Below are 12,328 nucleotides of genomic sequence, written 5' to 3' on the forward strand. Positions count from 1 at the left end.
TGTGCCTTCGCTTTCGCGAGCAGGCTCGCTCCCACAGGGGGCCGGTGTGATTCGCAGATTGGAGCACTGACCATGTCTGCCCTCTGGCGCATCAACCTCTGGGTCACGGCGTTCTTCGCCCTGGTCACCCTGGCCTGCGCAACGCTGCTGTTGCACCAGGCCACGGTGGATGTGCGACGCGAACTGCAATCGGCCGAGTCGGTGGTGCATTACCTGCGCGAGACTGCCCAGCGCGACCCGGCCAGCCTCCAGTCGCGGCTCACCGGCAGCCTGCGTCACGTTCGGGTGCGCTGGTTGGCGCCCGGCGAAAACGCGCCGGCACAGGAGCCTGGCTTGAACGCCTGGTTGGGGCGTCGACTCCTGGCCCAAGGGCCTGCCGCCCAGATCGTCGAGTTGCAGGACGGTCGTCGGGCCTGGATTGCCGTCGACCCCGGTGACGAAGTCGATGAAATCTTCGATTCCCTGGTGCAGTTGCTTGGCGTTTGCGCGATGGCGTTGCTGCTCAGCCTGCTGGCGATCCGCTGGGCGGTGCGCCGGGGTATGCGCCTGCTGGACGAGTTGCTACAGGCGTTGCACCAGGTGTCCAGCGGCGACCTGCAAGTGCATCTGCGGCCCGAGGGCCTATCGGAAGCCCAGCAATTGGCGGCGCATTTCAACCGCATGACCGCCGCCCTGGGCCAGACTCGGGCCGACAATGCGCGGCTGACCCAGGCGTTGCTGGCCGTCCAGGAGCAGGAGCGCAGGTCCCTCGCGCAAACCTTGCACGACGATTTGGGCCAGTACGTGGCAGGTATTCGCGCGAGGGCCTGTTTGTTGCGCCTGGTGATTCATCAGCCGCCCGTGCTGGAGCAGACCGCCAACGAATTGGAAGAACACTGCGATCATTTGCAGCAAGGCTTTCGCGCCTTGGTCAACGACTTGTATCCGGTCGTGCTCCAGCATCTGCCGTTGGGTGAGGCCATTGAATTGTTGGCCCGGCAATGGCAGGACAGCCACGGCATCGCCTGTCAGTTACGGGTCGATGGAGCACCGCCGCCATTGGCCGCATCGCACAAGGCTCAGTTGTACCGCCTGTTGCAGGAAGCGCTGACCAACATCGCACGGCATGCCGACGCCAGCCAGGTGCGGATCCGCATGCAGCACCGCGCCGGTCGCCTGCGGCTATGGGTGCGCGATAACGGACGCGGTGCCCAGCAGCCCTCCCGGGCCGGCGTGGGCCTGCATTCCATGGCGGAACGGGCGCGCAGCCTTGGTGGTGAGCTGCGGATCATCAGTCGGCCCGGGGCGGGTTGGGCGCTGGCCTTGAATATTCCCTTGGAGGCCTCATGAACATTTTGTTGGTGGACGACCACGCCGTGGTTCGGCAGGGCTACGCCAGCTTGTTGCGGACTTTGATGCCACAGCTGCAGGTGCGCGAAGCGGCCTGCGGCGAAGAGGCGTTGAGCCAGGTGCAGGAACAAGTGCCGAACCTGGTGATCATGGACTTCGGCCTGCCGGGGATCAGCGGGCTGGAAACCACCCGGCGCCTGCGTCAACGCTTGCCGCAACTGCGGGTGCTGTTCTTCAGCATGCACGACGAGTTGCCGTTGGTTCGCCAGGCGTTGGACGCGGGCGCTGCGGGCTACCTGACCAAGAATTCGGCGCCGCAGGTATTGATCGAGGCGGTACGGCGAGTGCTGGCCGGCCATGCCTACATCGAGCAGGCCCTGGCCACTCAGTTGGCCTGCGCCACCACCCGCCACGACAGCGATCCACGCCTGCAATCGATGACCCAGCGCGAGCTGGAGATCTTCGTCATGCTCGCCAATGGCACTCCCGCGCGCACCATTGCCGAACAGCTATGCATCAGCGCCAAGACCGTGTCCAACCATCTGACGTTGCTCAAGAGTAAGTTGCAGGTCAGTTCCCATGCCGAGTTGGTGCATTTGGGGATCGATATGGGAGTGGTGCGGGTGGCTGGGTGAGTCCCTGACTTGAAATGCCGGCCAATTGTGGCGAGGGAGCTTGCTCCCGCTGGGGTGCGAAGCGCCCCCAAGGCCGGCGCCTCGGTGTGTCAGGTTAATTGAGTCGTACAAATTGGGGCTGCTTCGCACCCCAGCGGGAGCAAGCTCCCTCGCCACGGGAGCTTCATTGTTCCCAAGACGTTGGGCATCCGACACACCCCTGCATATTCGCATCCTGGAAATTCCCATAGTGCTGCCGCGAGCCCGTCAGGTTGGCCTGTTCCAGGTTGCTTTCGCCCAGTTTGACCTCCTGCAGGTTGGCATCGCGCAAGTCGGCGCCCTTGAGGTCGGCTTTGCTCAGCCAGGCCATTTCCAGGTCGGCGGCTTGCAGGTTGGCGTCGTGCAGGCGGGCGCCGGACAAGCGGGCGAACTGGAGATAGGCGGCCGTCAGGTCGGCTCGCTGAAACTGCGCGCCCTGGGCAAACAGGCCCCAGCCCTGGATCGCCTTGAGCGTGGCATCGCTGAAGTCCGCCAGGCGAAGGTTGCTTTGTTGCAGGCTCGCGCGACTCAGGTTGGCGCCCTGTAGCTGGGCCTTTTCTAGATTCGCCAGGTCCAGCCGGGCATGGCGCAGGTCGGCGTCGCGCAGATCCGCGCCGGCGAGGTTCATCTTGCGCAGGTCCTGGTTGGCCAGGTGGGCGCCCCGCAGGTTAGCGCCGGGGCATTGGCTGGATTCGGCAATGAGGCAGCCGTTTAGGGTCAGTGGGGTGTCGTCGGCGTTGGCAAACGCGCTGATGAACAGAAGCAACAAGGGCAATGATTTCATGGCATGAACTCGATGTTAACTGTGGGAGCGAGCTTGCTCGCGATGGCGGTGGTTCAGCCGGCATTGATGTTGACTGACACTGCGCCATCGCGAGCAAGCTCGCTCCCACAAGGGATTGTGGTGGAGGTCAGGGTTATTTCTGCGCCGTCGCCTTATCCCAACTCGGAATCTTGAACACCCAGAACGAACCACCCTGGGCCACCGGCTTGGTCAGTTCGGCCATGTCTCCGCCCCACAACGGTACGGCGCCGCCGTAGCCAACGGTCACGCCGATGTATTGCTCGCCGTCCTGCTCCCAAGTGACGGGCGGGGAGACAATGCCGCTGCCGGTCTGGAACTTCCACAGCTCTTTGCCGGTTTTCGCGTCGAAGGCCTTGAAGAAGCCATCCCCAGTACCGGTGAAGACCAGGTTGCCCTTGGTCGCCAGCACACCGGCCCACAGTGGCAGCGGCTCCTTGTGCTCCCACACCACCTTGCCGGTGGTGGGGTTCATGGCTCGCAGGCTGCCGACGTGGTCGTCATACATGCGCTTGATTCGAAAGCCCATGCCCAGGTAAGCCGAGCCTTTCTTGTAGCTGACTTCCTCGGTCCAGTACTCCTCTTTCCACTGGTTGCCCGGTACGTAGAACAGCCCGGTGTCCTGGCTGTAGGCCATGGGGTTCCAGTTCTTGCCACCGAGGAATGGCGGTGAGACTTCCACCGGCTTGCCCTTGGTTTCACCGGGCAATGGCTTGGCCGGACGCTGGCCAGGGTTTTCCACCGGGCGGCCAGTCTTCAGGTCGATGTGGCTGGCCCAGGTAATGTTGTCGACAAAGGGAAAGGCGTTCTGCAGTTTGCCGTTGTTGCGGTCCACCACGTAGAAGAAGCCGTTGCGGTCGGCGTGGGCGGTGGCCTTGACCATTTTGCCGTCCTTGTCCTTGTAGTCGAACAGCACCAGTTCGTTGTTGCCGGAAAAGTCCCAGGCATCGTTGGGCGTGTGCTGGTAGAACCATTTCACTTCACCGGTGCTGGGGTCGACGCCTACCTGCCCGGAGGTGTAGAGGCTGTCGTAATCGTGGGGATTGCCGTCCTTCGCCGTGCGCGCCCAGGTGTTCCACGGGCCGGGGTTGCCCGCGCCGACGATGATGGTGTTCGTCTCGGGATCGAAACTGGCGCTTTGCCAGGGCGCGCCGCCGCCGTGGCTCCAGGCCTCGACCTTGCCGGTCTCGGTGGTCTTGTCGTCGGGCCAGGACGGCGCCTTGACGTCGCCGGTCGGGGTGCTGTCCTTGCCGTTTAGCCGCCCCATGTGGCCTTCGACGAAGGGGCGCATCCAGACTTCTTCACCGGTGTCCGGATCGCGGGCAAACAATTGCCCGACCACGCCGAACTCGTCGCCGGAGCTGCCATGGATCAGCAAAACCTTGCCGCTGGTCTTGTCCTTGATCAGCACCGGGGCGCCGGTCATGGTGTAGCCGCCGGCGTGATCGCCGAACTTCTTGTTCCACACCACCTTGCCAGTGTTTTTGTCCAAGGCGACGACCCGGGCGTCCAGCGTGCCGAAGTAGATCTTGTCGCCATAGATGGCCGCGCCCCGGTTAACTACGTCGCAGCATGGGCGGATGTTGTCCGGCAGGCGGTGGTTGTAGGTCCACAGGCGCTTGCCGGTCCTGGCGTCGAGTGCGAACACCCGTGAGTACGAGCCGGTGACGTAGACCACGCCGTCGCTGACGATGGCCTGGGATTCCTGGCCGCGTTGCTTCTCGTCGCCGAAGGAATAGGACCAGGCCGGGGTCAGCTTGAAGACGTTCTTGTCGTTGACCTGGGCCAGCGGGCTCCAGCGCTGGGCGTTGGTGCCCATGCCGTATTGCAACACGTCCTTGGTGGTCAGGTGATCGTTGGCGATGTCTTCCCAGGTAACGGCGGCGTTGGCCTGTGGGCCCAGGGACAGGCTGCCGGCCAGCAGCAAGGCAACGGTCAGGGACGAGAGGGCAGGGAGCGTTTTTATTGTCATGGTGGGATTCCCAGTGAGGTTTTGGCCTGACTAGGGTCGGGTCTCGCCCCCCTGGTCCGATACGGAAAAAGTCCCGCCCTTGCCGGGAAAACTTCCCAGGGCGCCTGTCTTTGCGACTAGCGTCGGATGGCCTGCTACCAAGGAACTAGACCGCGACCACCAAAGCAGCATTCGGTTGGCGGCAGACGGTTCCTAAGATGACGGCACGGCCTCTGCGAAGAGGTCTTGCGTGCAATTTCGAGGGCATAACAATGACAACAAAACGCAACGCCATCATCGCTACCGCATTGCTGATGGGGCTGACCGGCGCAGGCTCCGCATGGGCCCATGGCAACGTAGTGCCCCAGGCAGTGGAAACCCAGGGACTGACTCCGATCAAAGACACCAACCTGCCGTTGGATGCCGATGGCTGGGCCTCGCAAAACCCCTATCGCAATGCTCCCGAACGGGACAAAGCAGTCGAAATCGGCGCATCGGCGTACAACCAGAACTGCGCGGCCTGCCATGGCCTGGAAGCCAAGTCCGGCGGGATCGCCCCGGACTTGCGCATGCTCGATGCCGCCGAAGCCGGTGACGAATGGTTCGTCGAACGGGTGCGCCATGGCGCGGTGCGCGACGGCCGGGTCTATATGCCGAAGATGGCCGACTACCTGAGCCAGGAAGCGCTGTGGGCGGTGCGGACCTATCTGGACAGCGTACACGTCGAGGAGTGACCGCCATGCGCCTGTTCGCCTGGGTGATGTGCAGCCTGTTGCTGTGGGGCTCGGCGGTGCAGGCGCAGGTCCGCGGCTATGACCAGATGATCGCCGACGGCGAATTGAAGGTCGCGGTCTACAAGGACTTTGCCCCCTACAGTTTCGAAGACCAGGGCCAGCCCAGGGGCGTCGACGTTGAATTGGCCATGGCCTTGGCCAAGGCCATGGGCGTGCGGCTGAAACTGATGTGGGCGCCACCTGGCGAGAAGCTCGACGATGACCTGCGCGACTACATCTGGCGCAGCAGTCCGCTGCACGACCGGCAACTGGCCGACCTGATGATGCGAGTGCCGTACGATCACGACTATGTGCAGCGGCGCAACGACATTGGCGAACGGGAAAACGCCCAGGTCGTGATGTTCGGGCCATATCAGCAGGAGTGCTGGCAGGTGGCGTATGACCGCCGTCGATTGGCGTCGGTGGGCAGTGTCGCGGTGTTCCAGCGGCACCCCATCGGCGTCGAAGTCGACAGCGTGCCATCGTTCTACCTGACCTCGGTGTTCAACGGCATGCTCAGTGCCAAGACCCGCCATTACCCCAGCGTTGCCAAAGCCTTCGGGGCCATGCAGGCCGGCGAAGTCGATGCGGTCATGGCGATGCGCGGCGAGATCGACTGGCAAGTGCATCAGGCTGCCGACTCGCAGTTGGCCCTCGCTGAAAACGCTTATCCGAACATGGGTAAGCAGCGCTGGGAGATCGGCATGGCGGTGCATGAAAGCAACCGTCAGCTGGCCTATGCGGTGGAGGAGGCGCTGGAAGGCTTGATTCGCGACGGCAGCCTCAAGGCGGTGTATGCCCGCTATGGCCTGCGCTACGAAGTACCGCAAATGTACCAATAGGAGCGCAGGATGAACTGGCGTGTGTTGGGGCTGCTGTTGGGCTGGCTGCCATTGATGGTTAGCGCAATCGAGCCGGGAAAGGATCCGGTGCCATCGGTGATGTGGGCCTTCTATCACAAGCAATTGCTGGCTGACGCACAGTTCGTTTTCGACGACCGGGTGCGGCTGCTGGCGCCACCTTTTGCCGAAGATGCGCGGCAGGTGCCGCTGGAAATCGATGCCAGGGCGTTCACCGGCGATGTCGTACGAGTGCTGGCGTGGGCCGAGCTCAACCCACTGCCGAAAATCGTCGACTTCCAACCTTCGGAGCGGGTGCTGCCGTGGCTGTCGATCCGCATTCGTATCGAGCAGGCCACGCCGTTACGTGCCGCCGTACAGACCCGCGACGGCCTGTGGCACGTTGGCTCGGCGTTGATCGACGCGGCCGGTGGTGGTTGCACGGCGCCCAGCGTGGTGCGCACCCAACCGGGTTGGGAAGAACACCTGGGCGAAGTGCTGGGCGGGCGCTACCCGCGTGGGGACTCGAATCGCCTGCGCTTGCAGATAGCCCATCCCATGGACAACGGCCTGGTGAGCGGCATCCCTGAGTTTTTCCTCAACCAGGCGCAACTGTTGGACGCTGACGGCAAGCTGCTGGCGCGCCTGGAGCTGTTCCCGGCGGTCAGTGAAAACCCCAACCTGGGCTTCGACATCCAAGGCCCGGGACAGACCCGCCTGGTGCTGCGAGACAACAGCGGCAACGAATTCGAGGCGGCCATTCCCTGACCACAAGGAGCGCGCCATGCGCTGGTTGTTGCTGATCTGTCTTGGACTGTGCCTGCCGGCGTGGTCCTCCGATTATTCCCTCAAGCCCCGGCAGATCGCCGAGGGCACCTGGCTGCTGGAAGGCAGCACGGATAATTTCGCCAAGGCCAACGGTGGCAACATCGTCAACACGGCGTTCATCGTCACCGACGTCGGGGTGGTGGTCATCGACACCGGCCCGTCCAAGCGTTATGGCGAGGCGCTGCGCCAGGCCATCGCGGCGACGACGGAAAAACCGGTGATCCAGGTGCTGCTGACCCACCATCACCCCGATCATGTGCTGGGCAACCAGGCCTTCAACGGCGTGCCTGTTGGTGCGCTGGCGGGCACCGCCGACCTGCTGCGACAGCAGGGCGATGCGATGGCGGAAAACATGTACCGGCTGGTGGGCGACTGGATGCGCGGCACCGAAGTGGTTTTGCCGACCCAGGCGCTGACCCCCGGTACGCTGAAGGTCGGCGATCACTCGCTGCGCCTGCTTGCGTTGGCCGGGCACACCGGGGCGGACCTGGCGATCCTCGATGAAACCACCGGCGTGCTGTTTGCCGGTGATTTGGTGTTTTATGAACGGGCCCTGACCACCCCGAACAGCCCCGGCCTGGATATCTGGCTCAACGATCTGAACACGCTGCAGGCGCTGCCCTGGAAGCAGATCGTCCCCGGCCACGGCCCGGTGGCCATCGACGCCCGGCCTTTCGAACAGATGCACGATTACCTGGGCTGGCTCGATCAACTGATGCGCGAGGGCGCCGCCCGGGGCGACGACATGGCCGAAATGATCCGCAGCCCCATCCCCGAGCGCTTCGCCGGGATCAGCTTGAGCCGGTATGAGTTGATCCGCAGCGTCAGTCATCTTTACCCGCGTTATGAGCGGGCGGGGATGACGCGGGTGGATACCCGAAACCCTGACTGATCACACATCCCCGTGGCGAGGGAGCTTGCTCCCGCTGGGCTGCGCAGCGGCCCTAAGATAGCCAGTCAACATTGATAACCAGGGGGACAACAGAAGGGCTGCTGCGCAGCCCAGCGGGAGCAAGCTCCCTCGCCACGGGGTATTTGCTTACCTCTATGTGTACCAAGGAACTAGAAAACTCAACACAGCGGGCAATTGTTGGCGGCGGCCCCCGGCCCAAGAATCTGCGACAGACCGGGAAAATTTCCCGGGTATAACAATAACCGCAGAGGTAGCCGCCATGATTCATCCCGCACGTCGCCAGCCCTTCGCCGTAAGCCTGCTGCTCAGTGCCATGCTGCTGTCCGGCTCGGCCTTGGCCGCCGTGACCGACCAGGAAATTCTCCAGGACCCGAAGAATCCGCAGCAGGTCGTGACCAACGGCCTGGGCGTGCAGGGCCAGCGCTACAGCCCGCTCGATGCCCTCAATGTCGATAACATCAAGGACCTGCGTCCGGTCTGGGCGTTCTCTTTCGGCGGTGAAAAGCAGCGCGGTCAACAGGCCCAGCCCATGATCAAGGACGGGGTGATGTACCTCACCGGCTCCTACTCTCGGGTGTTTGCGGTGGATGCGCGCACCGGCAGGAAGCTTTGGCAATACGACGCGCGCTTGCCCGATGACATCCGCCCTTGCTGCGACGTGATCAACCGGGGCGTGGCGTTGTATGGCGACCTGGTGTTCTTCGGCACGCTGGACGCCAAGCTGGTGGCCCTGAACAAGGACACCGGCAAAGTAGTGTGGAGCAAGAAGGTCGCCGACCACAAGGAAGGCTATTCCATCAGCGCCGCGCCCATGGTTGTGAGTGGCAAGCTCATCACCGGCGTGGCGGGGGGCGAATTCGGCGTGGTCGGCCAGATCACCGCATTCGATCCGAAAAATGGTGCGTTGCTGTGGACCCGGCCGACCGTTGAAGGCCACATGGGCTACGTCTACAAGGACGGCAAGGCCGTGGAGAACGGTATTTCCGGCGGCGAGGCGGGCAAGACCTGGCCGGGCGATCTCTGGAAAACCGGCGGCGCCGCGCCTTGGCTGGGCGGCTACTACGACCCGGAGACCAACCTGCTGCTGTTCGGCACCGGCAACCCGGCACCGTGGAACTCCCACCTGCGCCCTGGCGATAACCTTTATTCGTCGTCGCGCCTGGCCCTGAACCCGGACGATGGCACCATCAAATGGCACTTCCAGAGCACGCCCCATGACGGTTGGGACTATGACGGCGTCAACGAGCTGATCTCGTTCAACTACAAGGACGGCGGCAAAGACATCAAGGCGGCGGCGACCGCCGACCGTAACGGCTTCTTCTACGTGCTCGACCGCACCAACGGCAAGTTCATCCGCGGCTTCCCATTCGTCGACAAGATCACCTGGGCCACTGGCCTGGACAAGGATGGCCGTCCGATTTACAACGAGGCCAGCCGTCCGGGTGCGCCGGGCAGCGAGGCCAAGGGCAGCTCAGTCTTCGTCGCTCCGGCATTCCTCGGCGCGAAGAACTGGATGCCGATGGCCTACAACCAGGACACCGGTCTGTTCTACGTGCCATCCAACGAGTGGGGCATGGACATCTGGAACGAAGGCATCGCCTACAAGAAAGGCGCGGCGTTTCTCGGCGCTGGGTTCACCATCAAGCCGCTGAACGAGGATTACATCGGCGTGCTGCGGGCCATAGACCCGAAAACCGGCAAGGAAGTGTGGCGCCACAAGAACTTCGCGCCGCTGTGGGGCGGGGTGCTGACCACCAGGGGCAATCTGGTGTTCACCGGTACGCCTGAAGGTTTCTTGCAGGCGTTCAACGCCAAGACTGGGGAAAAGGTCTGGGAATTCCAGACCGGCTCCGGCGTGCTGGGCTCGCCGATCACCTGGGAAATGGACGGCGAACAGTACGTCTCCGTGGTCTCGGGTTGGGGCGGTGCGGTGCCGCTGTGGGGCGGTGAAGTGGCCAAGCGCGTGAAGGACTTCAACCAGGGCGGCATGCTCTGGACCTTCAAGTTGCCGAAGGAACTTGTCGCCAAGCGCTAAAACCTTGCCGAGAACCGTGGCGAGGGAGCTTGCTCCCGCTCGGCTGCGCAGCAGCCGCCAAAAGCGGGGAGTGCTGCGCACTCCAGCGGGAGCAAGCTCCCTCGCCACAAGGGCCTGCGCCGGCCTTGAACTTGCGCTTATCGCTTACAAACCTACGACCAAATAACGAGAGAGCCCCCTGCCAATGACGCATTCGTCCACCGCGCGGGGCTCTCTACCATCGGCCTATCGCCTGTCCCGCGACAGGCATCGACCAGGCAGAGGCCCATCATGATCTACGCACAACCCGGAACCCCAGGCGCCGTCGTTTCCTTCAAACCGCGCTATGGCAATTTCATCGGCGGCGAGTTCGTCGCGCCGGTCCACGGCGAGTATTTCACCAACACTTCGCCGGTCAATGGCGAAGTCATCGGCGAGTTTCCGCGCTCCAGCGCCGCCGACATTGACAAGGCCCTGGACGCGGCCCATGCCGCCGCCGATGCCTGGGGCAAGACGTCGGTCCAGGACCGCTCCCTGATCCTGCTGAAAATCGCTGACCGCATCGAACAGCACCTGGAAATCCTGGCGGTCAGCGAGACCTGGGACAACGGCAAGGCCGTGCGCGAAACCCTCAACGCCGACGTACCGTTGTCAGCCGACCATTTTCGCTACTTTGCCGGCTGCATTCGCGCGCAAGAGGGCGGGGCCGCCGAGATCAACGAGTTGACCACCGCCTACCATTTCCACGAGCCGCTGGGCGTGGTCGGGCAGATTATCCCGTGGAATTTCCCGCTGCTGATGGCCGCCTGGAAACTCGCCCCGGCCCTGGCCGCCGGTAACTGCATCGTGCTCAAGCCGGCGGAGCAGACGCCGCTGTCGATCACGGTGTTCGTCGAGCTGATCGCCGATCTGCTGCCGGCCGGCGTGTTGAACATCGTCCATGGTTTTGGCCGCGAGGCCGGTGAGGCCCTGGCCACCAGCAAGCGCATCGCCAAGATTGCCTTCACCGGCTCCACACCGGTGGGTTCGCACATCATGAAGTGCGCGGCCGAGAACATCATCCCGTCCACCGTGGAACTGGGCGGCAAGTCGCCGAATATCTTCTTCGAAGACATCATGCAAGCCGAGCCGGCGTTCATTGAGAAAGCGGCGGAAGGCCTGGTGCTGGCGTTCTTCAACCAGGGCGAAGTCTGCACCTGCCCATCCCGTGCCTTGGTGCAGGAATCGATCTATGCGCCGTTCATGGCCGAGGTCATGAAGAAAATCGCCAAGATCAAGCGCGGCAACCCGCTGGACACCGAGACCATGGTCGGTGCCCAAGCGTCCCAGCAGCAATACGACAAAATCCTTTCGTACCTGGACATCGCCCGGCAAGAGGGCGCCGAACTGCTTACCGGCGGCGCGGCCGAATGCCTTGAAGGAGACTTGTCGAGCGGCTATTACATCCAGCCGACCCTGCTCAAGGGCCACAACAAGATGCGCGTGTTCCAAGAAGAGATCTTCGGGCCGGTGGTGGGCGTGACCACTTTCAAGGACGAAGCCGAAGCCCTGGCGATCGCCAACGACACCGAGTTCGGCCTCGGTGCCGGCCTCTGGACCCGCGACATCAACCGCGCCTACCGCATGGGCCGGGCGATCAAGGCCGGTCGCGTCTGGACCAACTGCTACCACCTGTACCCGGCGCATGCGGCGTTCGGTGGCTACAAGAAATCCGGCGTCGGGCGTGAAACCCACAAGATGATGCTCGACCATTACCAGCAGACCAAGAATCTGTTGGTGAGCTATGACATCAATCCGCTGGGGTTCTTCTGACCCTGGGAGATAACAAGGCAGTTGCAGTGACCCTGTGGCGAGGGAGCTTGCTCCCGCTGGGCCGCGAAGCGGCCCTTTCCTTGATGCACATATTGATTGTGTGGCTGCTATTTTGGGGCTGCTGCGCAGCCCAGCGGGAGCAAGCTCCCTCGCCACAAGTGCTCGCTGCTCCAGTAGTACCAACGCACCCCACCCACTGCTTCGAAAGTAGCATTCGAGCCCTGGTCGCCCGTGCATTAATGAACCTGCCGGAATCGCCCGGTACAAGAAGAGGAAAGACCCATGTGGACTAAACCCGCGTACACCGACCTGCGTATCGGCTTTGAAGTGACGATGTACTTCGCCAACCGATGAGCGCCGGCCCGGCCTGATGCGTTCGGGCCGGGCTCCCCATTGGTCGGATTGCATTCATGG

The 12,328-nt window shown here is 63.2% G+C and carries 11 protein-coding genes; 9 read left to right on the forward strand and 2 right to left on the reverse strand.

Annotated elements, in window-relative coordinates; translation table 11 throughout:
- The first annotated feature begins 72 nt into the window (after window positions 1-72).
- Window positions 73-1,329 carry a histidine kinase gene (locus J3P76_RS12450; protein WP_434605789.1) on the forward strand — a complete coding sequence of 419 codons (1,257 nt, stop codon included), beginning with the start codon at window positions 73-75 and terminating at the stop codon, window positions 1,327-1,329.
- Window positions 1,326-1,964: a response regulator gene (locus J3P76_RS12455; protein WP_434605787.1), complete on the forward strand. Its 639-nt coding sequence runs from the start codon at window positions 1,326-1,328 to the stop codon at window positions 1,962-1,964. The genes J3P76_RS12450 and J3P76_RS12455 overlap by 4 nt, the downstream gene beginning before the upstream one ends.
- A gap of 163 nt (window positions 1,965-2,127) precedes the next feature.
- Here the strand turns inward: J3P76_RS12455 and J3P76_RS12460 are convergent, their stop codons facing one another.
- Together J3P76_RS12460 and exaA are read right to left on the reverse strand one after the other, a co-directional pair.
- A complete protein-coding gene (locus J3P76_RS12460; RefSeq protein WP_434605785.1) occupies window positions 2,128-2,766 on the reverse strand; it encodes a pentapeptide repeat-containing protein in 639 nt (212 codons plus the stop codon).
- Window positions 2,767-2,899: 133 nt separating this feature from the next.
- Window positions 2,900-4,756: a quinoprotein ethanol dehydrogenase gene (gene exaA / locus J3P76_RS12465; protein ID WP_434558886.1), complete on the reverse strand. Its 1,857-nt coding sequence runs from the start codon at window positions 4,754-4,756 to the stop codon at window positions 2,900-2,902.
- Window positions 4,757-5,007: 251 nt separating this feature from the next.
- Here exaA and pedF point away from each other — a divergent pair, with 251 nt between their 5' ends.
- From pedF to pqqA, 7 genes are all read left to right on the forward strand, one after another.
- A complete protein-coding gene (pedF, locus tag J3P76_RS12470; protein ID WP_420763890.1) occupies window positions 5,008-5,469 on the forward strand; it encodes a cytochrome c-550 PedF in 462 nt (153 codons plus the stop codon).
- Window positions 5,470-5,474: 5 nt separating this feature from the next.
- A complete protein-coding gene (locus J3P76_RS12475; RefSeq protein WP_434702008.1) occupies window positions 5,475-6,350 on the forward strand; it encodes a substrate-binding periplasmic protein in 876 nt (291 codons plus the stop codon).
- A gap of 9 nt (window positions 6,351-6,359) precedes the next feature.
- Window positions 6,360-7,115, forward strand: a complete 756-nt coding sequence (locus J3P76_RS12480; protein ID WP_434702009.1) for a quinoprotein dehydrogenase-associated SoxYZ-like carrier — start codon at window positions 6,360-6,362, stop codon at window positions 7,113-7,115.
- Window positions 7,116-7,131: 16 nt separating this feature from the next.
- Window positions 7,132-8,067, forward strand: coding sequence for a quinoprotein relay system zinc metallohydrolase 1 (locus tag J3P76_RS12485; RefSeq protein WP_434702010.1), 936 nt, complete (start codon window positions 7,132-7,134; stop codon window positions 8,065-8,067).
- Window positions 8,068-8,347: 280 nt separating this feature from the next.
- Entirely contained in the window at window positions 8,348-10,123 is a 1,776-nt protein-coding gene (locus J3P76_RS12490) for a PQQ-dependent methanol/ethanol family dehydrogenase (protein WP_434702011.1), read from the forward strand.
- A gap of 270 nt (window positions 10,124-10,393) precedes the next feature.
- Window positions 10,394-11,914 carry an acetaldehyde dehydrogenase ExaC gene (gene exaC / locus J3P76_RS12495; RefSeq protein WP_434702012.1) on the forward strand — a complete coding sequence of 507 codons (1,521 nt, stop codon included), beginning with the start codon at window positions 10,394-10,396 and terminating at the stop codon, window positions 11,912-11,914.
- Between the two features lie 282 nt (window positions 11,915-12,196).
- Window positions 12,197-12,268, forward strand: coding sequence for a pyrroloquinoline quinone precursor peptide PqqA (gene pqqA / locus J3P76_RS12500; protein WP_003243383.1), 72 nt, complete (start codon window positions 12,197-12,199; stop codon window positions 12,266-12,268).
- The last annotated feature ends 60 nt before the right edge of the window (window positions 12,269-12,328 follow it).

Origin of the sequence: Pseudomonas sp. D1-36 (assembly GCF_051132205.1) — a bacterium.
Lineage (GTDB): Bacteria > Pseudomonadota > Gammaproteobacteria > Pseudomonadales > Pseudomonadaceae > Aquipseudomonas.